This window comes from Streptomyces sp. NPDC005574 (genome assembly GCF_040605435.1).
Classification (GTDB): Bacteria; Actinomycetota; Actinomycetes; order Streptomycetales; family Streptomycetaceae; genus Streptomyces.
The window spans coordinates 15,209-36,384 of record NZ_JBEXCW010000072.1 but is presented as its reverse complement, the minus strand read 5'-3'; the positions used below and the strand labels follow the sequence as shown (position 1 = coordinate 36,384).

Annotated in this window: 16 protein-coding genes; 6 read left to right on the top strand and 10 right to left on the bottom strand. The window is 71.1% G+C overall.

All coding sequences use genetic code 11. From position 1 onward, the window contains the following. The first annotated feature begins 324 nt into the window (after nt 1–324). The gene (locus ABZT03_RS32215; protein WP_356045977.1) at nt 325–1,134 is read left to right on the top strand and encodes a PhzF family phenazine biosynthesis protein; all 810 of its coding nucleotides are present in this window, start codon (nt 325–327) and stop codon (nt 1,132–1,134) included. 136 nt (nt 1,135–1,270) lie between these two features. Here the strand turns inward: ABZT03_RS32215 and ABZT03_RS32210 are convergent, their stop codons facing one another. After that, nucleotides 1,271–2,071 (bottom strand): type II CAAX endopeptidase family protein, encoded by an 801-nt coding sequence (locus ABZT03_RS32210; protein ID WP_356045975.1) that lies wholly within the window; start codon nt 2,069–2,071, stop codon nt 1,271–1,273. A 186-nt stretch (nt 2,072–2,257) separates the two neighbouring features. Between ABZT03_RS32210 and ABZT03_RS32205 the strand changes: the two genes are divergently transcribed. Further along, the gene (locus tag ABZT03_RS32205) at nt 2,258–4,027 is read left to right on the top strand and encodes a substrate-binding and VWA domain-containing protein (protein WP_356045973.1); all 1,770 of its coding nucleotides are present in this window, start codon (nt 2,258–2,260) and stop codon (nt 4,025–4,027) included. Nucleotides 4,028–4,036: 9 nt separating this feature from the next. On the opposite strand, the gene ABZT03_RS32200 is transcribed toward ABZT03_RS32205, so the two are convergent. Further along, nucleotides 4,037–5,554, bottom strand: coding sequence for a glutamate--cysteine ligase (locus tag ABZT03_RS32200; protein ID WP_356045972.1), 1,518 nt, complete (start codon nt 5,552–5,554; stop codon nt 4,037–4,039). A 561-nt stretch (nt 5,555–6,115) separates the two neighbouring features. Here ABZT03_RS32200 and ABZT03_RS32195 point away from each other — a divergent pair. The 3 genes from ABZT03_RS32195 to ABZT03_RS32185 all read left to right on the top strand — a co-directional run bounded on the left by ABZT03_RS32195 (nt 6,116) and on the right by ABZT03_RS32185 (nt 8,663). After that, nucleotides 6,116–6,703 carry a hypothetical protein gene (locus tag ABZT03_RS32195; protein WP_356045970.1) on the top strand — a complete coding sequence of 196 codons (588 nt, stop codon included), beginning with the start codon at nt 6,116–6,118 and terminating at the stop codon, nt 6,701–6,703. A gap of 434 nt (nt 6,704–7,137) precedes the next feature. Continuing rightward, nucleotides 7,138–7,344 (top strand): DUF5999 family protein, encoded by a 207-nt coding sequence (locus ABZT03_RS32190; RefSeq protein ID WP_356045968.1) that lies wholly within the window; start codon nt 7,138–7,140, stop codon nt 7,342–7,344. A 266-nt stretch (nt 7,345–7,610) separates the two neighbouring features. Next, nucleotides 7,611–8,663, top strand: a complete 1,053-nt coding sequence (locus ABZT03_RS32185) for a LacI family DNA-binding transcriptional regulator (RefSeq protein WP_356045966.1) — start codon at nt 7,611–7,613, stop codon at nt 8,661–8,663. On the opposite strand, the gene ABZT03_RS32180 is transcribed toward ABZT03_RS32185, so the two are convergent. The 8 genes from ABZT03_RS32180 to kdpF form a co-directional block, all read right to left on the bottom strand. Further along, nucleotides 8,664–9,743, bottom strand: a complete 1,080-nt coding sequence (locus ABZT03_RS32180; RefSeq protein ID WP_356045964.1) for an endo-1,4-beta-xylanase — start codon at nt 9,741–9,743, stop codon at nt 8,664–8,666. 56 nt (nt 9,744–9,799) lie between these two features. Continuing rightward, on the bottom strand, nt 9,800–10,564 hold the full coding sequence (locus ABZT03_RS32175; protein WP_356045994.1) for a carbohydrate ABC transporter permease: 765 nt from the start codon (nt 10,562–10,564) through the stop codon (nt 9,800–9,802). Between the two features lie 59 nt (nt 10,565–10,623). After that, nucleotides 10,624–11,622 carry a sugar ABC transporter permease gene (locus tag ABZT03_RS32170; protein ID WP_356045962.1) on the bottom strand — a complete coding sequence of 333 codons (999 nt, stop codon included), beginning with the start codon at nt 11,620–11,622 and terminating at the stop codon, nt 10,624–10,626. Between the two features lie 6 nt (nt 11,623–11,628). Beyond that, nucleotides 11,629–12,921, bottom strand: a complete 1,293-nt coding sequence (locus ABZT03_RS32165; protein WP_356045992.1) for an extracellular solute-binding protein — start codon at nt 12,919–12,921, stop codon at nt 11,629–11,631. Nucleotides 12,922–13,419: 498 nt separating this feature from the next. Next, nucleotides 13,420–14,088 (bottom strand): potassium-transporting ATPase subunit C, encoded by a 669-nt coding sequence (locus ABZT03_RS32160; protein ID WP_356045961.1) that lies wholly within the window; start codon nt 14,086–14,088, stop codon nt 13,420–13,422. A 23-nt stretch (nt 14,089–14,111) separates the two neighbouring features. Continuing rightward, a complete protein-coding gene (kdpB, locus tag ABZT03_RS32155) occupies nt 14,112–16,208 on the bottom strand; it encodes a potassium-transporting ATPase subunit KdpB (RefSeq protein WP_356045959.1) in 2,097 nt (698 codons plus the stop codon). Between the two features lie 29 nt (nt 16,209–16,237). Further along, complete coding sequence (gene kdpA, locus ABZT03_RS32150; protein ID WP_356045958.1) at nt 16,238–17,902, bottom strand: potassium-transporting ATPase subunit KdpA; 1,665 nt, start codon at nt 17,900–17,902, stop codon at nt 16,238–16,240. Between the two features lie 8 nt (nt 17,903–17,910). After that, nucleotides 17,911–18,000, bottom strand: coding sequence for a K(+)-transporting ATPase subunit F (gene kdpF, locus ABZT03_RS32145; RefSeq protein ID WP_356045956.1), 90 nt, complete (start codon nt 17,998–18,000; stop codon nt 17,911–17,913). Nucleotides 18,001–18,521: 521 nt separating this feature from the next. Between kdpF and ABZT03_RS32140 the strand changes: the two genes are divergently transcribed. Further along, nucleotides 18,522–20,474, top strand: a complete 1,953-nt coding sequence (locus tag ABZT03_RS32140) for an APC family permease (RefSeq protein WP_356045954.1) — start codon at nt 18,522–18,524, stop codon at nt 20,472–20,474. Nucleotides 20,475–21,176 lie beyond the last annotated feature (702 nt).

Here is a 21,176-nt window from a genome sequence, read left to right as displayed (position 1 = left end):
TCCACCTCGCCGAGTCGGCCCGGGATGCCGGCGGAGTCCGCCGGGCGGCGGCCGGCATGTCCCCGTCCGCCAGCTCCATGGCAACGGACGTCGCGGCCGGCCGCCTCACCCGCCACGGGCGAGGCGCCCGGCGAGCGACCAGGCGGCCGGCCCGCTCCGGCGCCGTACTCACGGTAGGCGGCGGTCGGCGGCCCCGCACCTCGCCCGGGCTCGTGCCGCACACCCCCTCCCCGCCCGACCGCTCCCTGCCCCGCGCCCGAAATCGGTCCAGCGACCCGCGATTGGCCTTGGTCCGGCAGGTCGCACGGCCTCTAGCGTCGGGGCATGCGCATCCGAATTGTCGACGCCTTCACCGACCGTCCCTTCGCCGGCAACCCGGCCGGGGTGCTGCTCCTGGACGACTTCCCGGACGACGAGCGCCTCCAGCGGGTCGCCCTGGAGGTCAACCACGCGGAGACCGCCTTCGCGCACCGCCTCCCCGCGGGCGGGGACGCGGACTGGGCGCTGCGCTGGTTCACGCCCGCGGCCGAGGTCGCCCTGTGCGGACACGCGACGCTCGCCACCGCCCACGTCCTGCGCACGACCGGCGCCCATGAGGGCCCGGTGCGGTTCGCCACCCGCAGCGGTGTCCTCGTCGCGTCGCCCCACGAGGACGGTTCGATCACCCTGGACTTCCCGACGGCCCCGATCGCTCCGGTCGAGGTCCCGGACGGGGTCGCCGAGGCCCTCGGCGCCGTACCGCTCGCCGCCCTCGACACGGGTCCGTACGTCGGCGACCTGCTGCTGGAGTTGGCCGACGAGAAGACGGTCCTCGGTCTCTCCCCCGACCACCGGGCGCTCGGGGCGTACTCCGAGCGGGGTGTCATCGCCACCGCCCGCGCCGAGAACCCGGCCCTGGGCTACGACTTCGTGTCCCGCTGCTTCTTCCCGAACGTCGGCATCGACGAGGACCCGGTCACCGGCAGCGCCCACACGGCTCTCGCACCGTTCTGGTCGGAGCGTCTGGGCCGCCCCGTGCTCACCGGCCTCCAGGCGTCCGCGCGCTCCGGCCGCGTCCGCACGGAACTGCGCGGTGAGCGCACCCTGCTCACCGGGCGTGCGGTGACGGTGATCGAAGGCGAACTGCTGGCCTGACGGCGCGCCGAGACATGCGGCGCGCCGGGGCCGCACGGCGGGACCGGACCGCACGGCGGGAATGGACCGCACGGCGGGAATGGGACGTACGGCCGAGGGACGTACGGCACAACATGTACGCCCCTCGGCCGCCCCCTCACCCCGTGGGCAGCCACCCCACCTTCCCGGCCAGCAGCGCGTAGCCGACGAACGCCCCGATGTCGAGCAGGGAATGCGCCACCACCAGGGGGCCCACCCGACCCCAGCGGCGGTACAGGTACACGAAGACCACACCCATCGCCATGTTGCCGAGGAAGCCGCCGATGCCCTGGTAGAGGTGGTAGGAGCCGCGCAGTACGGAACTGGCCACCAGCGCGGCGGCCGGGGTCCAGCCCAGCTGGCCGAGCCGGCGCAGCAGGTAACCGACGACGATGACCTCTTCGAGGATCGCGTTCTGCAGCGCAGCGAGGACCAGCACCGGGAACTTCCACCACACGTCGGGCAGCGCCTCTGGCACCACCGTCAGGTTGAAGCCCAGCCCGCGCGCGGCCAGGTAGAACGCGATCCCGGTACTGCCGATCACGGCCGCCACCCCGGCCCCGCGGCCGAGGTCGGGCCAGGGCCGGGTACGGTCGAAACCGAGCGTGCGCAGGCCCTGCCCCTCCCGCAGCAGGAGGTGCGCGACCAGGGCCACCGGCACCAGCGCCGAGGCGATCCCGAACAGCTGCCAGGCGAGATCCAGCCAGGGACGGCCGGGTGCGGCCGAGCCGACGAGCGTGGTCGCCTGGTTCTTGAGACCCCCCGGCTTCGTGACCGATCCGACAAAGCTGATCAGGGCGGACACGCCGCTCGCACCGAGCGACAGGGCCAGGACGAGCAGTGTCTCGTCCCGGAGAATTCGTCGTGAGGGCCCGTCCTGAGAGAAAGAATCGGCCACCGGGCCCGCCTCCGCCTGCACACCTGCCTCCAGTTGAGTGTTCCTGCCTCACGCCCACCGGCGCCCCGCTAGGGTCTCGAAAGAACTTACGAAGATCGTGCGTGACAGGCCGTTGGGGGACGGACGCCGTACGGGCGTGCCTCCCCCTTTCGCATGCCGTACGGCCGTACTGCGGCACGAGGTTCGACAGGGAGGGGCACCACCGTCATGGGACGTCACAGCTTGCCCGATCAGTATGGGGCGGGCGGCAGCGACCCCCGCGTACGCGCACGCCGCCGCACGGTGGCCGTGGCCGCGGTCCTCGTGCTCATCGTCGCCGGCGGTGCGGCCGCAGCGGTGCGCAGCGGACTCCTCTCCTTCGGTTCCTCCTGCCAGGACGACGCGGTGCGGCTGAAGCTGGCCGCCTCCCCGGACCTGGCGCCCGCCCTGAGGGCCGCCGCCGCTCGGGCCCGCTCGGCGGACATCACCTCCGACGGCCAGTGCGTCGCCGTCGCCGTCACCGCCCGCGAGTCGTACGAGGTCGCCGACACCCTCATGGCGGGCAGGAGCCCCGACGCGCAGGTGTGGGTGCCGGACTCGGACGTGTGGGTCCAGCGGGTCACCGCGAACCGGGCCGCGACCCAGGTGACGGCGGCCGGCAACGTGGCCTCCACTCCGGTCGGCGTGGCCGTGGTCCCGGCGTCCGCGAAGTCGCTCGGCTGGCCGGACCGGACGTACAGCTGGATCGAACTGGCCGGAGCCACCCTGCGCGACGACACCCTCAGGCTGGGTGCCGCCGACCCGGCGCGCAGTGCGACCGGGCTGCTGGCGCTCACCCAGCTGAGCACCGCGGCCGCCGGCCTGAAGGACGGGGACACCCAGGCCGCGGCCATGATGAAGACGCTGTCGCAGCGCACCTCCGACACCGACGGCCAGGTGCTCGGCACCCTGCCCCGCGATTCCTCGGGCACCGAGCAGGGCAATCCCAGGCGCAACCAGGCTCTCGTCCTCACCGAGCAGTCGGCCTTCACCCACAACTCCTCGGCCGACGCCGCCGACGACCTGGACATGTTCTATCCCAAGGACGGCTCTCCCCGGCTCGACTACCCGTACACGCTGGTCGACCAGTCGCGGCTGACGACGGACCAGAGCCGGGCCGCGATCCGCTTCATGACGTACCTGCGCCGGCCCGAACAGCGCGGTCTCCTGGAGAGGTCCGGTTTCCGGACCACCGGCGAGGCCCCGAAGGCGGTCGTCGCCCGGGCGGGCGGCAGCAGTCCGCAGCCGTACGGCGAGTCGGCCCCGCAGCCGGCCACCGAGGCGGCCGTCGAGGAGGCCCTCGGCATGTGGACGATCACCGTGCAGAGCGCCCGGATCACCACCGTCGTGGACGCCTCCTCGTCCATGTCGGAGACCGTGCCGGGCACCGGCCGGTCGCGGATGGACGTCACCAAGGCCTCACTGCTGCAGGCACTGGCCACGTTCACGCCCGAGGACGAGATCGGCCTGTGGAAGTTCTCCACGAAACTGGACGGCGACAGGGACTACCGGGTCCTCGTGCCGACGAAGCGGCTCGGCGACCGAAGCGGCGACGGCACCCAGCGGGACCGGCTGTCGGCGGCGTTCAGCGGCCTGGAACCGGTCGCGAACGGTGCCACCGGCCTGTACGACACCACGCTCGCCGCGTACCGGGCGGCGACCTCCTCCTACGCCGAGGGCAAGTTCAACGCCCTGGTCGTGCTGACGGACGGGGTGAACCAGGACCCGGGCAGCATCTCCCGCGGCGATCTCGTCGAGAAGCTCCAGACCCTGTCCAACCCCGAGCGTCCGGTCCCGCTGATCGTGATCGCCGTAGGACCGGACGCCGACCGCCAGGAGGCCGAGCAGATCGCCCGGGCCACCGGCGGCTCGGGCCAGCAGGTCAGCGACCCCGCGCAGATCCACTCGGTGATCCTCAAGGCCATCGTGGCGGCCGGAGCGCAGGGCGAACAGCGCTGACCCGGCCGCTCACCCCAGCGGCACCGGCTCCGGCAGCCCCACCGGCCAGGTGTGCACGGGCTCGCCGACGTGCATCAGCTCGCGGTAGCGGCGGGTCGTGGCGGCCAGCGCCTCGTCCCGCGACAGGCCCGCCTCCAGCCCCCGGTGGAACGTCGCCGCCTGCCAGGTCGCCCCGTTGGCCCGGCGCCGGCAGCGCTCCTCGATCACGCCGAGGTACAGGTCCCGGTCGGCGGGCTCGATGCCCCACGCGTCCAGGCCGGCCGCGGCCAGCGGCAGCAGCTCGTCGCGTACGAGACTGACCGCGTCGACCTCGGCCGTGCCGCCGTACCGGCCGCGCCGGGGCCAGGTCAGCCGGGCGTCGATGCCGTGCCGGCACGCCTCGTCGAAGTTGGCCGCGGCCGCCTCGAACGGCAGCCTGGTCCACACCGGGCGCGACTCCTCGGCGAGGGCGCGCACCAGACCGTAGTAGAAGGCCGCGTTGGCGATGACGTCGGTGACGGTGGGCCCGGCGGGCAGCACGCGGTTCTCCACGCGCAGGTGCGGGACGCCGTCCGCGATGCCGTAGACGGGCCGGTTCCAGCGGTACACCGTGCCGTTGTGCAGGACGAGTTCGCCGAGCTTCGGCACCCCGCCGGCGTCCAGGACCTGGAGCGGGTCCTCCTCGTCGCAGATCGGCAGGAGGGCCGGGTAGTAGCGCAGGTTCTCCTCGAACAGGTCGTGGGCGGAGGTGATCCAGCGCTCCCCGAACCAGGTGCGCGGCCGTACGCCCTGGGCCTGGAGCTCGGGCGGGCGGGTGTCGGTGGACTGCTGGAACAGCGGGGGCCGCGACTCGCACCACAGCTCGCGGCCGAACAGGAACGGCGAGTTGGCGCCGACCGCGACCTGGGCGGCGGCCACGGCCTGCGCGGCGTTCCAGACGTCGGCGAAGCGTCCGGGGGTGACCTGGAGGTGCAGTTGCACGGAGGTGCAGGCGGCTTCAGGCGCGATGGACTTGGAGGTGCACGTGAGGCGTTCCACGCCGTCGATGTCGAGCGCGAAGTCCTCGCCCCGGGCGGCCACGATCTGTTCGTTGAGCAGGGCGTAGCGGTCGACGTCGGAGAGGTTGGAGGAGACCAGGTCGTCGCGGTCGAGGGTCGGCAGGATGCCGATCATCACGATTCCCGCGTCGAGCTCGCCCGCTTTCCGGTCGGCATATGCCAGTGACGTACGAATTTCCTCGGCGAGCTGGTCGAATACCCGCCCGCTCAAAGCGTGTGGAGCTATGTTGACTTCCAGGTTGAACATGGCGAGTTCTGTTTGGAAATCGCGGCTTGCGATGCGCTCCAGAACCTGCCCGTTGAGCATTTTCGGTGCACCGTCCGGGCCGGTGAGATTCAATTCGATCTCCAGCCCCAGGAGGTTCCGCGCGCGATCGAACCGCTTCTCGGCCAGGAGCCGCTCCAGCGCCGCCAGGTTCTGCCGGAGCTTGTCGCGGTAGCGCTGGCGATCGGACAGGTCGAACGGCCCTGCCACGACCTTCTCGCCCATGGAAGGGTCCTCCTCGGTGTGGGCGGGCCGAGCGTTCGGCCGCCGGTGTGCGGGTCACGTGGGATGATGCCCCGCGAAAGCGATCGATAACGTCCCCGGCCGCTCCGGCGCCCGCTAGTCTGTCGGAGGTGACCGGCGGCACATTCACCGGGCATGGGGCACGACGCAGTTTCAGGTGCCCCGATGAACTCGTGAAAAACGCCGACGAGAATGGGCCGACCGCTTGCCCGGCATTTTTCGAGGTCAACGCCGCGTCGCCGCCCGGGAATCGGGATGATTCTCGCGGATCGCCGACCGAATAGACCCTTGCTCCGCGCCTCGGAAACGGCTAGCCGAAACATCGCGTGAACATATGTCGTATAAACTCCGCGAACAAGGCAGAAGGCCGGCGCCCGCGGTCCTTTGTCCTGCCGTCCTGATGACGTGCCGAACGGCAGGGCTCACTCCCACCACGTGTTCACCGACCAGGGCACCCGTCTCTCTGTCCTCGTGTGCTGACAGCGCCGTCCGCCCCGCCCCGCCCTCGCGCCCTTGTGCCTGTCGAATGAGAGGCGACCCACCATGCCGCTGCATGTCCCCCCGGCCCCCGCACCCGCCCTACGCTCCGTCCTCACCGCGCTGGCTTCCCCCACCGCGGTCCGCGAGGCCCGAACTCCCTCCTTGCTGCGCGCCCAGGGACCCGCCACCCCCGAACTCCCCCTGCCCGTTCACGTGTTGGAGCACATCAGTGCCACCGGAGCACCCACCACGCGACTGGCCGGGTGGCGCTTTTTGATCCGCTGCGGCGACCGGGCGGTGGCCGCGGCCGAGACCATGCTGACCCCCGACGGCTGGGCGTTCTCCCGCTTCTTCGAGGGCCCCTACATCGCCTCCACGGAACTCGCGCTGCGCCAGGCGGAGACCGTGCAGCAGCCCTACCAGCCGCGGCTGCTGTCGGTTCCCGGCCTGTACATGCTCACGCTGTGGCTGCACGACGACCCCACCGCGGACGGCGCCACCGGCCACCCCGCGGGCACCGATCTGCTGATCCCGCTGGCACCGGCGCCGCCCGGCATCGCCGCCCACCGCCCGCACCGGGTCGCCGAACTGCTGCCCGCCCTGACCCGCCGGGTGACTCCGGCACCGCTGTTGTCGTCCCCCGCCGCCTGACAGGCAGCCGCGCGACGGCTCCTCGCACTCCTCATTCTCTTCGTACCCCGTCTCCGAATTCCGGAGACGGGGTACAACGACGTGTGCGCGCCGCGCGCGGCCCCGTCTCTTTTCCGTAACTCCCTTTTGCTCGTACGAGCGTCAATTGGCTCGTCCGAGCCCGGAAAAGCCCGTGACCAGTGCCGACTAGCACTATCCGGTCACCACGAATGACCCGAAGTGACGGTCGGCGCCGGATGAACCATCCCCGGGGGTGAAGCGTCATCAACCTGTGAGAAGCGGTGCCGCGAAATCCCTGCGGATCGGCCTCCGTAGGGCAACACTGGGTTCGGAACGACTTATCACAACGGGGGGCGGCCATGAACGAGGCTTCAAGCCGCGGGACAGACAGCACAGCCAACTCACACCTCACGACCACGCGAAAGATCCCACCCATGTGCCAGCACCAGCCACCGTGTCCGACAGCCGTCTCCGCCGACCGGGAGTCCGCGCGCCTTCTGGCGCACCACCCGGAACAGGGTTGGAGCCTGCTGTGCAACGGCGTTCTGCTCTTCGAGGACACCGGTGAGCTCCTGCCCGACGGCCGGATCATCGCGCCGCACCGCCCCATGGGCGCCGGCCACGTGATGACAGCCGCCTGAGCGGACCGGTCGGGCGGTCCGCCGGACCGCCCACCGACACCTGAGGGGCCGGATCGCAGCGACCACTGCGCACCGGCCCCGACGCGCGTCCTGGCCCGGTCACTGCGCGTAGTCCCCCGTGCGCGCCCTTCCCGGGCCGGTCCTCGTCCTCCCGTACGCGCCCTTCCCCGGCCGGTCGGAAGGACCCACCCCTTCCCACGGTCGCCCGCCTTCCGGAAGACTCCTGGAAGTTTCGCGAGAGCACGTCGGCGAAGGCAGGTGGGGAAGTGACAGCACGCGAGGCCGCCGCCGGACCGGCGCCCGGGGCCGGGGGCAAGGTCACCATCACGGAGATCGCCCGGCGGGCCGGAGTGTCGGTCCCCACGGTCTCCCGCGTCGTCAACGGCCGGTCGGACGTCTCACCCCGCACCCGGGCCCGCGTCGAGGACCTGCTGCACCAGCACGGCTACCGCAGACGCAGCCCCGCTCCCGGCGCCCGCGCCGCCCTGCTCGACCTGGTCTTCGACGATCTCGGGAGCCCTTGGGCGGTGGAGATCATCCGGGGCGTCGAGGAGGCCGCCCACGCCGCCGGCGCCGGCACCGTGGTGTCGGCGCTGCGCGGACGCCCGGGCGACCCGCGGGACTGGATGCGCAACCTGCGTGCCCGCGCCTCCGACGGCGTCGTCCTCGTCACCTCCGCCCGGGAGCCGGTCCTGCACGACGAACTGCGCGTCCTCGGCGTGCCCCTGGTGGTGGTCGATCCGGCGGGCTCCCCCGCGCTCGACGCCCCCACCGTCGGTGCGGCCAACTGGTCCGGCGGTCTCGCGGCCACCGGGCACCTGCTGTCGCTGGGCCACCGCAGGATAGGCCTGATCACCGGCCCGCCCCGGCTGCTGTGCTCACGGGCCCGCTTCGACGGCTACCGCGCGGCCCTGGAGGGCGCCGGCCTCGCCGTGGACGAGGACCTCGTCGTGCCGGGCGACTTCCGCCCGGAGTCCGGTTTCGCCGGCTGCACCGCCCTGCTGGACCTGCCCGACCCGCCGACCGCCGTGTTCGCGGCCGGCGACCAGATGGCCCTCGGCGCCGTCGAGGCGCTGCGGCGGCGCGGGCTCAGGGTGCCGGAGGACATGAGCGTCGTCGGGTTCGACGACCTCCCCGAGGTCCGCTGGTCCGCCCCGCCGCTCACCACCGTGCGCCAGCCCTTCACCGAGATGGGACGGCTCGCCGCCCGTACGGTGCTCGCGCTGGCCCGCGACGAGCAGCCGGCCTCGCCGCGCGTCGAGCTGGGCACGGAACTGGTGGTGCGCGCCAGCACCGCGCCTCCGGCCCGCCACGGCTGACTACCGGCCGCCCAGCGCCTCCCGGATCGCGAAGTAGGCCGGTTTGGGAGCCAGTCGCTCGTCCCACGGCAGCGCCGCGCCCTCGCCGGGGAAGAACGCCGGGATCCACGAGTACCGGTCGGTGTAGTCCCACACGGTGAGGCCCACGCAGCGCCGTACCGCGAGACACGCCGTGGTCAGGTCGGCGTACCACTGCGCCTGGGTCGCGAGTTTCGCCTCGTCGGCGGGCAGCAGCATCCGTACGTCGACCTCGGTGAGCGCGGTGTCGAGGCCGAGCCGGGAGAAGCGGCGCAGGTTGTCCTCCAGCGTGGCCGGATAGCCGTACTGCAGGGCGAGATGGGCCTGCAGGCCGACGCCGTCGAGCGGGACGCCCCGCGCCTTCAGGTCCTTGGCCAGCGCGTAGTAGGCGTCGCTCTTCGGGCCGACCGCCTCGATGTTGTAGTCGTTGAGGTAGAGCTTGGCGTGCGGGTCGGCCCGGTGGGCCCAGCGCAGCGCGTCGGCGATGTAACCGGGGCCGAGCGTCTTGTAGAAGACGGTCTCCCGGTAGGTGCCGTCCTCGTTGAACGCCTCGTTGACGACGTCCCAGGAGTAGACCTTGCCTCGGTAGTGGCGCACCTCGGCGAGGATGTGTTTCTTCAGGACGCTCCGCAGCTCGTCCGCCGTCCAGTCGCGTCCGGTGAGCCAGTCGGGCAGTTGGCTGTGCCAGACCAGGGTGTGGGCGCGGATCCGCTGGTGGTGCTGCCGGGCCAGGCGGACGATCTCGTCGCCCTGCGACCAGTCGTACACGCCCTGTTGGGGTTCGGTGGCGTACCACTTCATCCCGTTGCCGGGCGTGATCATGTCGAACTCGCTGCCGAGGAGCGCGGTGTAGGCGCTGTCGGTGAGTTCGGGGTTGTCGGTGGCGCTGCCGAAGTAGCGGCCGTGCTGTTCGGCGAGGCGGGCCAGGGTGAGCGGTGTGCCGTGGCCCTGGCCGGCGTGGGCGGCGGGGCCGGTGGCGACGCCGGCGGCGACCAGGACGGCGGCGAGGGTGCCGGCGAGTCTGAGCCGGGCGCGGGAACGGGTGCGGGTGGTGTTGCGCATGGTGCGACTCCTCACGGTGCGGGGGTGTGGGTGAGCCGTACGCCGGGCGGCGCCCGTCAGCCCTTCGTGGCGCCGGCGGTGAGGCCGCTGACGAGCTGGCGCTCGGCGACCGAGTAGAAGGCCAGGGCGGGAACCATGGCGAGGACGAGGTAGGCGAAGACGCGTGCGTACTCCGCCGAGTACTGCCCCTGGAACTGCTGGACTCCGATGGGGAGCGTCCACCAGGCGTTGTCGGTGAACACCAGCAGCGGCAGGAGGAAGTTGTTCCAGCTGGTGACGACGGCGAGCACCGAGACGGTGCCGAGGGCTGGACGCGCCATGGGCAGCAGCACCCGCCAGAAGAAGCCGAAGGGGCTGCAGCCGTCGAGTGTGGCCGCCTCCTCCAGTTCGCCGGGGATCTGCCGGAAGAACCCGCGCAGGATGATGATGGTCATCGGCAGCGCGAAGGCGGCCTGCGGAAGGATCACCCCGAGCGGGTTGTCCAGCAGGCCCAGGTAGCGCACCAGCAGGAACAGTGGCAGGGCCGCCACCGCGAAGGGGAACATCAGCCCCATCGTGAAGACGGTGAACAGCACCTCCCGCCCGCGGAAGGCGAACCGGGCGAAGGAGAAGGCCGCGAGCGCGGACACGGCGACCACGAGCACGGTGGTCGCCACCGCGATCAGCGTGCTGTTGCCGAGCAGCTTCCAGAAGTCGCCCGAGCCGAGGATCTGGGTGTAGTTGCCGGTCAGCCAGTGCTCGGGCAGTCCGAAGGGGTTGCTGGAGAGCTCGTCGGTGGACTTGAAGCCGGACAGCACGGCGTACACCAGGGGCAGCACCATCACCGCGCCCACCAGGACGAGGATCAGGTGCACCGGCAGGTTTCGTACGGTCTTGCGGGTCACGTGCCGTCCCCCCTCATCGTCGTGGTGGCCCCTTCGAGGTCGCGGCGGAGCACGAACCGCTGGTAGGCGAGGGCGAAGACGAGGCAGATGCCGAACATGACCACGCTGATCGCGCTGGCGTAGCCGACCTGGTAGCGCTTGAAGCCGTACTGGAACATGGTCACGGCCATCGTCTCGGAGTGGTGGTCGGGGCCGCCCTGCGTGACCACCCACACCAGGTCGAACAGCTGGATCGACCCGATGACGGACAGGAACACGCTGATGCGCAGGGTGGGCGCGAGCAGGGGCAGGGTGACGTTGCGGAAGCGCTGCCAGGGCCCGGCGCCGTCGATCAGCGCCGCCTCGGTCAACTCGGCCGGGATGGACTGGAGTCCGGCCAGGTAGAGCATCATGTGGAAGCCGAAGTACTTCCAGGTCATGACCAGGAAGAGGGTCGCCATGACGGTGGAGGGGTCGGCGAACCACTCACCGCCCACCCCGTCCAGGCCGATGCCGCCGAGGAGGTGGTCCGCGAGCCCCTCGTCGGGGGCGAAGACCATGCCGAAGAGCACGCCCGTGATCGCCTCGGACAGCACGTAGGGCGCGAAGAACAGCATCCGGTAGACGGCCCGGCCGCGCAGCCGCTGGTTGAGCAGGACGCCCATGGCGAGGGCGAAGGGCAGTTGCAGCGCGAGGGAGAGGCCCACCAGGACCAGACAGCGCCACAGGTCGCCGAGGAAGACGGGGTCGTGGAAGAGCCGGGTGAAGTTGTCGGTGCCGGTGTAGTCGGAGGGCATGCCGAAGCCGCCCCAGCGGAAGAAGGCGGCGTACAGCGCGAACAGCATCGGCAGCAGCACCAGGACGACGAACAGGATCAGGGCGGGCACCTGGAAGCCGACCGCGGTGAGCCAGTGCAGCACGCGCCGCCGTGCCCGTCCCCGGGCCGCGCCGGCGGCCGGGGGCGGGAGGGCGAGGTCGGAGCCGCTCCGCTTGTCCGGAAGGAACGTGGAGGTCATCGCCGGCTACTGCTCTTCCTTCGCGGCCTTCGTGACCGACTCGGCGACCTGCTCGGGGGACTTGGAGCCGGCGATCAGCGCGGCGACACTGTCGTTGACCTCCTGGCCGACGGCGGGGGCGTAGGCCTGGTCGAGGTAGAGCTGGAACCCGGTGGCGGCCTTCAACTGCTTCTGTACGGCCTGGGTGTTGGGGTCGGTGACGGCGCTCTCGACGGCCGGCACCACCGGCAGGACGCCTGTCTTCTTGACGAGTTGGAGGTCCGTCGCCTGCGAGGCGAAGAACTTCAGGAAGTCGACGGCCTCCTGCGGCGCGCCCTTGCGCAGGGCGTGTCCGCCGCCGCCGCCGAACACCTCGGTGATCGTTCCCTTGCCGCCCTCGACCGCCGGGAACGGGAAGAACCCGAGGTCGTCCCCGAGTCCCTTGCCCGCGTCCGCCTCCACGACCGGGGCCCACTGGCCCATCAGCTCCATCGCCGCCTTGGCGTTGCCGACGGATGCCGCCTGGCCGGTGGGGCTGGAGTAGGCGGCGCCCAGGAACCCCTTCTGGAACGGCTTGAGCGCCACGAGGTCCTTGAGGTGCTGTCCGGCCTGGACGAACCCGGCCCCCGTGAAGTCCTTGTCCTCGTCCGCCTTCCGCAGGGCGTCGACCCCGGCGGTGCGCATCGCGAGGTAGGCCCAGTAGTACATGCCGGTCCACGCCTCCTTGCCGGCCAGGGCGAGGGGGGTGACACCGGCCGCCTTCAGCTTGCGTACGGCGTCGAGGAAGCCGCTCCAGGTGGTGGGGGGCGCGCTGACGCCGGCCTGCTCGAAGAGCGCCTTGTTGTACCAGAACCCGATCATGCCGATGTCGAACGGGATGCCGTAGACCTTCTCGTCGAGGAGGTAGGGCTGCTTGGCGACCGGCAGCAGGCCGTCGGCCCAGGGCTTGGTGCGGTCGGTGAGGTCCTCCACGAGCCCGGCGTCCACCTGTTGCCGCAGGACGCCGCCGCCCCAGGTGTGGAAGATGTCGGGCAGCTTCCCGGAGGCGGTGAGGGCCGTCATCTTCGCTTTGTAGGCGTCGTTCTCCAACTGCACGATCTTGATCTTGACCTTGGGGTTCTCGGCCTCGAACTTCTTGGCCAGGCCGGCCCACACGTTCTTGGTCGGCTGGGTGGTGGAGATGTTCCACCACTCGATCGTGGTCGTCCCCGACGACCCTCCGTCCGAGTCGCCACCGCAACCGCTCAGTGCCGTCATCCCCAGACCGGCAGCGGCCGAGGCCGCCAGAAAGCCGCGGCGGGACAGTGCCGGGTCACCCATCATGCGCTCCTTGGGTACGGGACGGCACGTAGACGCGTCCGCCCTGACCGAAAGTTTCGAAGATGATTCAGAAAGCTTCGCTGTTGCCGCACCCTAGAGACAGCGCCCAAACGGTGGCAACCCCCTGTACGCGGCAAATCTGCGGCCAACATGCGCGGAGCCCGGGGCCGTTGGCGCCGAGGCGCTCCACCGCGAGGGCGGACCGAGAGTTTCCGGCGGGTTCCGGAAGGCCTGGACGCACGCCAAGGCGGGGGCGAAGGCGGGTGGTGAGGGGATGCCGTACGCCCGTATCCGTGCGGGTGCCGTCAGGGAGCGGGCGAAACATTCGGATGAACCGGCGAACGTTAGGCCGCGTGTGGAGAGGGGGACGAGAAAGCGGAGACATCCGGAGGAGAGACGGTGACGCGGGGCGGGGCAGCGCGGCGCGGGGGCCGGCGGCCCGGGACACCTCCCGGTCCACCGACCCCCGCACGGCTGTCGCGGGGTCCTGCAAGGGGGTCAGCCCGACGTGGCGAGCTCCTTGAGCGCGATGTTCAACTCCAGTACGTCGACCCGGGGTTCGCCCATGAAGCCGAGAGTGCGGCCCTCGGTGTGCTCGTCGACGAGGTGCCGCACCCTGGCGACGGACAGATGGTTCCTGGCGGCCACCCGCCACACCTGGAGGTCGGCGTAGCGCGGGGAGATGTCCGGGTCGAGACCCGAGCCGGAGGAGGTGACCGCGTCGGCGGGGACCTGGGACGCCTCGACCGTGTGGCCGGGCACGGAGTTGTCCCTGACGACGGCGGCCCTGGCGGCCTTCACCCAGGCGATCAGCTCCTTGTCGTCGGCGGCGCGGTTGGTGGCGCCCGAGAGGATCAGCCGGTAGTGGGTGTTGACGGTGTTGCCCCCCAGACCGTTCTGCGGGCGGCCCTGGAACCATCTCAGGTCGGGCCGCGGGGTCTCCTGCCCCTTCTTCAACGGCAGGTTGTACAACTGACCGATCAGGGCGGAACCGACGACCCTGCCGTCCGCCCTGACCTCGGAGCCGTTCGCGCCGGCGCGGAACAGGCCCTGGGCGATCCCGGTGACGAGCAGTGGATAGACGACGCCCGTCACCAGCGTCAGGACGAGCAGGGCGCGCAGCCCCGCCCCGAGCAGCCGGGCGGTGTTCAAGGCCGCGTTGTTCATGGCGATCAGCACGCTTTCAGGAGTTACAGCCCGGGGATGAGGGAGATGGCCAGGTCGATGAGCTTGATGCCGACGAAGGGCGCGACCAGTCCGCCCAGGCCGTAGATGCCGAGGTTGCGCCGCAGCATGCGGTCCGCGCCCATCGGCCGGTACCGCACCCCGCGCAGCGCGAGCGGCACCAGCGCGATGATGATCAGGGCGTTGAAGATCACCGCCGAGAGGATCGCGGAGTCCGGCGAGGACAGCCGCATGATGTTGAGCCGGTCCAGGCCGGGATAGACCGCCGCGAACAGCGCCGGAATGATCGCGAAGTACTTCGCGACGTCGTTGGCGATGGAGAACGTCGTCAACGCGCCCCGGGTGATGAGCAGTTGCTTGCCGATCTCGACGATCTCGATCAGCTTCGTGGGGTTCGAGTCGAGGTCGACCATGTTGCCGGCCTCCTTGGCGGCCGACGTGCCGGTGTTCATCGCCACGCCGACGTCCGCCTGCGCCAGGGCCGGCGCGTCGTTCGTGCCGTCACCGGTCATCGCGACCAGCTTGCCGCCCGCCTGCTCCCGCTTGATGAGCGCCATCTTGTCCTCGGGCGTGGCCTCGGCGAGGAAGTCGTCGACGCCGGCCTCCTCGGCGATCGCCTTCGCCGTCAGGGGGTTGTCGCCCGTGATCATGACGGTTCTGATGCCCATGCGCCGCAGTTCCTCGAACCGCTCCTGCATGCCCGGCTTCACGACGTCCTTGAGGTGGATCACGCCCAGGACCCGGGCGCCCCCGGCGTCCCGCACCGCCACCAGCAGGGGCGTGCCGCCCGCCGCGGAGATCCGGTCGGTCGACTCCAGCGCGTCGGCGCCGGCCTCCCCGCCCTGCTCGCGGACCCAGGCGAGGACGGATGCGGCCGCGCCCTTGCGGATCCGGCGCCCGTCGACGTCCACGCCCGACATGCGGGTCTGCGCGGTGAAGGCGATCCACTCGACGCCGGCCAGTTCGCCCTGGTGCCGTTCCCGCAGCCCGTACCGCTCCTTCGCCAGGACGACGATCGACCGGCCCTCGGGCGTCTCGTCGGCCAGCGACGACAGCTGGGCCGCGTCCGCGAGTTCCGCCTCCGTCGTACCGCCGACCGGCACGAACTCCGCCGCCCTGCGGTTGCCGAGCGTGATGGTGCCCGTCTTGTCCAGCAGCAGCGTCGACACGTCGCCCGCCGCCTCCACGGCCCGGCCGGACATGGCGAGCACGTTGCGCTGCACCAGCCGGTCCATGCCGGCGATGCCGATCGCGGAGAGCAGCGCGCCGATCGTCGTCGGGATCAGGCAGACCAGGAGGGCCACCAGCACGACCATCGTGAGGTGCGTGCCCGCGTAGTCCGCGAACGGCGGCAGGGTCGCCACGGCGAGCAGGAAGACGATCGTCAGCGAGGCGAGCAGGATGTTCAGCGCGATCTCGTTCGGTGTCTTCTGCCGGGCCGCGCCCTCGACCAGGTTGATCATCCGGTCGATGAAGGTCTCGCCGGGCTTCGTGGTGATCGTGACGACGACCCGGTCCGACAGCACCCTCGTCCCGCCGGTGACGGCACTGCGGTCCCCGCCCGACTCCCGGATGACCGGAGCGGACTCTCCCGTGATCGCCGACTCGTCGACACTCGCGACGCCCTCGACCACGTCGCCGTCGCCGGGGATGAGATCGCCCGCCTCGCACACCACCCGGTCGCCGACGCGCAGTTCGGTGCCGGGCACCCGCTCCTCGCCGGCAGCGGTGAGCCGTCTGGCCACCGTGTCGGTCTTGGCCCTGCGCAGGGTGTCGGCCTGCGCCTTGCCGCGCCCCTCGGCGACCGCCTCGGCCAGGTTGGCGAACAGGACGGTCAGCCACAGCCAGGCACTGATCGCCCAGCCGAACCAGTCGCCGGGGTCCTTGAAGGAGAACGCGGTGGTCAGGACCGAGCCGATCCAGACCACGAACATCACGGGCGATTTGACCAGCACGCGCGGGTCGAGTTTGCGGGCGGCGTCCGGCAGGGACCTGAGCAGTTGCCCGGGGTCGAAGAGGCCGGCGCCCACCCTCGCTCGGGGGGAGGTGTGGTCGCCCGGCACCGCGTCGTGCGGCGCCCGGGTCGGGGTGGCTGTGGACATGGAGTCCTCTTGCTTCGTCGCGTCGGTTGTCATGACGCCAGCCCCTCGGCCAGTGGGCCCAGGGCGAGGGCCGGGAAGTAGGTGAGTCCGGTGATGATCAGGATCGCGCCCACCAGCAAGGCGGTGAACAGCGGTTTCTCCGTGCGCAGGGTGCCCGCGGTGACCGGGACGGGCCGTTGTCCGGCGAGCGAGCCGGCCAGCGCCAGGACGAACACCATCGGCAGGAACCGGCCGAGGACCATGGCGAGGCCGATCGTGGTGTTGAACCACCGAGTGTCCGCGTTCAGGCCGGCGAAGGCCGAGCCGTTGTTGTTCGCGCCGGAGGTGTAGGCGTACAGGATCTCGGAGAAGCCGTGCGCGCCGCCGTTGGCCATCGAGTGGCCCGGGGTGGGCAGGGCCATCGCGAGGGCGGTGAAGACCAGGACGAGCGCCGGGGTGACCAGGAGGTAGCAGGCCGCCAGCTTGATCTCGCGGGTGCCGATCTTCTTGCCCAGGTACTCCGGGGTACGGCCGACCATCAGACCGGCGATGAACACCGCGATGACCGCCATGACCAGCATGCCGTAGAGGCCGGAGCCGGTGCCGCCGGGCGCGATCTCGCCCAGCATCATGCCGAGCAGGGTGATGCCGCCGCCGAGGCCGGTGAACGAGGAGTGGAAGGAGTCCACCGCGCCGGTCGAGGTGAGCGTGGTCGACACCGCGAAGATCGACGAGGCGCCGACCCCGAAGCGGGTCTCCTTGCCCTCCATCGCGCCCCCGGCGAGCTGGAGCGCCGGGCCGTGGTGGGCGAACTCGGTCCACATCATGAGGGCGACGAAGCCGACCCAGATCGTGGCCATGGTGGCGAGGATGGCGTAGCCCTGCCGGACGGAGCCGACCATGATGCCGAAGGTGCGGGTCAGCGCGAACGGGATGACCAGCAGCAGGAAGATCTCGAAGAGGTTCGTGAACGGCGTCGGGTTCTCGAAGGGGTGGGCGGAGTTGGCGTTGAAGTAGCCGCCGCCGTTCGTCCCCAGCTCCTTGATGGCCTCCTGGGAGGCGACCGCGCCGCCGTTCCACTGCTGGTGGCCGCCCATGAACTGGCCGACCTCGTGGATGCCGGAGAAGTTCTGGATCGCGCCGCACGCCACCAGGACGACCGCCGCGACGAGCGCACCCGGCAGCAGGACGCGGACGACTCCGCGGACCATGTCCGACCAGAAGTTGCCCAGTTCTCCCGTGCGGGACCGGGCGAAGCCGCGCACGAGCGCCACCGCCACCGCGATGCCGACGGCCGCGGAGACGAAGTTCTGCACGGCGAGCCCTGCGGTCTGCACGACATGGCCCATGGCCTGCTCGCCGTAGTAGGACTGCCAGTTGGTGTTGGTGACGAAGGAGGCGGCCGTGTTGAACGCCTGGTCCGGGTCGATCGACCGGAAGCCGAGCGAGCCGGGCAGGACGCCCTGGAGGCGCTGGAGCAGATAGAGGAACAGGACGCCGACGGCGGAGAAGGCGAGGACCCCGCGCAGGTACGCGGGCCAGCGCATCCCGGCGTCCGGGTCGGCACCGATGCCCTTGTAGATCCACTTCTCCACGCGCCAGTGCCGGTCGGAGGAGTAGACCTTGGCCATGTAGGTGCCGAGGGGGAGGTAGGCGAGCGCCAACGCGCCTGTGAGGGCCAGCAGTTGCAGCACGCCGGCGAGTACGGGACCCATGTCGGTTCTCAGAACCTCTCCGGGAGGATCAGGGCGAGGACGAGATAGCCCAGCAGGGCGACGGCCACGACCAGGCCGACGATGTTCTCTGCGGTCACAGCTTCGTCACCCCCCTGGCGACGAGGGCCACCAGCGCGAAGACCGCGAGCGTGATGACGACGAAGGCCAGATCGGCCATCGTGGGCTCCTGGGATGAGGTTCGGATCGATCGGACGGTTCGAGCAAACCGCTCCGGGAGTCGCTCGCGGCCCCCGTTGACGCGTCCCTTACGGCGGCCCGCACGCCTTTGACGCGCCCCTGACGGGCTGCCGCCGAAACGGTCCGCCCAGCACCTCGGTGGGGTGTGCGCGGGCGGCCCGCCCGCATCTGGCGTGACGCTGGGTGTCCGCGCCCGACCGGTCGGCCGCGGCCTGCCGCCCCGACCCCCGTACCGCTCGCCGACGGGCCCTCAGCTCGGGCCTTGCCCTGTGGCCCCCTGCGGCACGGCCAGTCTTAACGGAAGATTGACGCGGACGGACCTCACATCCGTGGGCCCTCACGTCACTCTCCGCTTACGCTGATCCCGCCGTCCGCAGATGGCCGGAACCGCATACCGAGCCACACCCCAGGAGCCCGTTCGATGGCGACCACCGAGCACCCCCCGCCCAGTCGCCTGCGCTCCTGGATGCTGGAGGGCCTGTCCGACATGGGCAAGGGCGGCGGCCACCAGGGACCACACGCCCGGCCGGAACCCGCCCACCAGGGCCAGCGCTGGTGGCGCGTGATGTGCCTGACCGGCGTCGACTACTTCTCCACCCTCGGCTACCAGCCCGGCATCGCGGCCCTCGCGGCCGGCCTGCTGTCGCCGGTGGCGACCATCGTGCTGGTGATCGTCACCCTCGCTGGCGCCCTGCCCGTGTACCGGCGGGTGGCCGAGGAGAGCCCCCACGGCGAGGGCTCGATCGCGATGCTCGAACGGCTGCTGTCCTTCTGGCAGGGCAAACTCTTCGTGCTCACCCTGCTCGGCTTCGCCGCCACCGACTTCCTGATCACCATCACCCTGTCCGCCGCCGACGCCTCGACCCACCTGGTCGAGAACCCGCACCTGAACAGCGCGCTGCACGACAAGCAGATGCTGATCACCCTGTTCCTCGTGGCACTGCTGGGCGCCGTGTTCCTCAAGGGCTTCCTGGAGGCGATCGGCGTCGCGGTCGTCCTGGTGGGCATCTACCTGGCACTCAACGTCGTCGTCGTGATCGTCGGTCTGTGGCACGTGGCCACCGCCGGCCACGTCGTCACCGACTGGGCCACCGCCCTGACCGCCGAGCACGGCAACATCTTCGCGATGATCGGCGTGGCCCTGCTGGTCTTCCCCAAACTGGCGCTCGGCCTCTCCGGGTTCGAGACCGGCGTCGCCGTCATGCCGAACGTCCGGGGCGACGGCGACGACACCGAGGAGCGGCCGACCGGCCGCATCCGGGACACGAAGAAGCTGCTCACCACGGCGGCCCTGATCATGAGCTGCTTCCTGATCGCCACCAGCTTCATCACCACCCTGCTGATCCCGGAGAAGGAGTTCGAGCCGGGCGGCCCGGCCAACGGCCGCGCGCTGGCCTTCCTCGCGCACGACTACCTGGGCGGCGCCTTCGGCACGGTCTACGACGTCTCGACGATCGCCATCCTGTGGTTCGCAGGCGCCTCCGCGATGGCCGGCCTGCTCAACCTGATGCCCCGCTACCTGCCCCGCTACGGCATGGCCCCGCACTGGGCCCGCGCGGTGCGCCCCATGGTCATCGTCTTCACCCTGATCGCCTTCCTGGTCACCTGGATCTTCGACGCCGACGTCGACGCGCAGGGCGGCGCCTACGCCACCGGTGTGCTCGTGCTGATCAGCTCGGCCGCGATCGCGGTGACCATCGCCGCCCGCAAGGCCGGCCAGCGCAACTGGACCATCGGCTTTGCGGTCATCTCGGCGGTGTTCCTCTACACGACGGTCGTCAACGTCATCGAACGCCCCGACGGCGTGAAGATCGGCGCCTGCTTCATCGCGGGCATCATCCTGGTCTCCCTGCTGTCCCGGCTGGCCCGCGCCTTCGAGCTGCGCGTGACCAGCGTGACGCTCGACCCCATGGCGGAACGCTTCGTCCGGGACATGGCCAGCCGGAAGATACGGTTCATCGCCAACGAGCCCCAGCAGCGCGACAAGGCCGAGTACCGCGAGAAGATCGAGCAGATCAGGGCGGACAACGACGTCCCCGGGGAGGACTTCGTCTTCGTCGAGGTGACGGTCCTCGACCCGTCCGAGTTCGAGGCGAGCCTGACGGTGCGCGGCGAGGTCCTCCACGACCGCTACCGCGTCCTGACCCTGGAGTCCTCCTCCATCCCCAACGCCCTGGCGGCCCTGCTCCTGCACGTCCGCGACTCGACCCGCTGCACCCCGCACATCTACTTCGAGTGGACCGAGGGCAACCCCTTCGCCAACTTCCTGCGCTTCTTCCTCTTCGGCCAGGGCGAGGTCGCCCCGGTCACCCGCGAGGTCCTGCGCGAGGCGGAACCGGACCGCGACCGCCGCCCCCGGGTCCACACGGGCTGACACCCGGCGACACGAGGACCCGCCCGAGACGGAACCGGACCACGACCATCGCCCCCGGGTCCACACGGGCTGACACCCGGCGACACGAGGACCCACCCGAGACGGAACCGGACCACGACCATCGCCCCCGGGTCCACACGGCCTGACACCCGGCGAGGCGACAGGCCACCGCGGGGACCGTCCCGGCAAGCCAACACACCATCCGTTACGGCGACACACCCGCGCACCACAGCCACGCACCGGGCATGGCAGCACACCCGGCCCGGCGCACACTCGCCCGCCATGGCAGCGCACCGCCGACCAGCGGCAGCACATCCAGCCCCGCAGCACACTCGCCCATCCCGGCGGCACCACCGACCAGCGGCAGCACACTCGGCCCGGCAGCACACTCGCCCATCCCGGCGGCACCGCCGACCCATGGCAGCAGCACACCCAGCCCGGCAGCGCATCCGCCCGCCATGGCAGCGCACCGTCGACCCACGGCAGCGCACCCGGCACGGCACGGCGGCGAGCCCGGCACCGCTGCACACTGGCCCCGCACGGCAACACACCGCCGACCCACGACAGCTTCCCGCCCCGCACGGCAACACACCGCCGACCCACGACAGCTTCCCGCCCCGCACGGCAACACACCGCCGACCCACGACAGCTCCCCGCCCCGCACGGCAGCCCACCGCCACCACCGCAGCACGCCACCCGGCA

What these genes read in the sequence shown, in the direction of transcription:
- ABZT03_RS32215 (WP_356045977.1), top strand. Translation starts at nt 325, where the DNA reads ATGCGCATCCGAATTGTCGACGCCTTCACCGACCGTCCCTTCGCCGGC.
- ABZT03_RS32205 (WP_356045973.1), top strand. Translation starts at nt 2,258, where the DNA reads ATGGGACGTCACAGCTTGCCCGATCAGTATGGGGCGGGCGGCAGCGAC.
- ABZT03_RS32200 (WP_356045972.1), bottom strand. Translation starts at nt 5,554, where the DNA reads ATGGGCGAGAAGGTCGTGGCAGGGCCGTTCGACCTGTCCGATCGCCAG.
- ABZT03_RS32195 (WP_356045970.1), top strand. Translation starts at nt 6,116, where the DNA reads ATGCCGCTGCATGTCCCCCCGGCCCCCGCACCCGCCCTACGCTCCGTC.
- ABZT03_RS32190 (WP_356045968.1), top strand. Translation starts at nt 7,138, where the DNA reads ATGTGCCAGCACCAGCCACCGTGTCCGACAGCCGTCTCCGCCGACCGG.
- ABZT03_RS32180 (WP_356045964.1), bottom strand. Translation starts at nt 9,743, where the DNA reads ATGCGCAACACCACCCGCACCCGTTCCCGCGCCCGGCTCAGACTCGCC.
- ABZT03_RS32175 (WP_356045994.1), bottom strand. Translation starts at nt 10,564, where the DNA reads ATGGTGCTGCCCCTGGTGTACGCCGTGCTGTCCGGCTTCAAGTCCACC.
- ABZT03_RS32170 (WP_356045962.1), bottom strand. Translation starts at nt 11,622, where the DNA reads ATGACCTCCACGTTCCTTCCGGACAAGCGGAGCGGCTCCGACCTCGCC.
- ABZT03_RS32165 (WP_356045992.1), bottom strand. Translation starts at nt 12,921, where the DNA reads ATGGGTGACCCGGCACTGTCCCGCCGCGGCTTTCTGGCGGCCTCGGCC.
- ABZT03_RS32160 (WP_356045961.1), bottom strand. Translation starts at nt 14,088, where the DNA reads ATGAACAACGCGGCCTTGAACACCGCCCGGCTGCTCGGGGCGGGGCTG.
- kdpB (WP_356045959.1), bottom strand. Translation starts at nt 16,208, where the DNA reads ATGTCCACAGCCACCCCGACCCGGGCGCCGCACGACGCGGTGCCGGGC.
- kdpA (WP_356045958.1), bottom strand. Translation starts at nt 17,902, where the DNA reads ATGGGTCCCGTACTCGCCGGCGTGCTGCAACTGCTGGCCCTCACAGGC.
- ABZT03_RS32140 (WP_356045954.1), top strand. Translation starts at nt 18,522, where the DNA reads ATGGCGACCACCGAGCACCCCCCGCCCAGTCGCCTGCGCTCCTGGATG.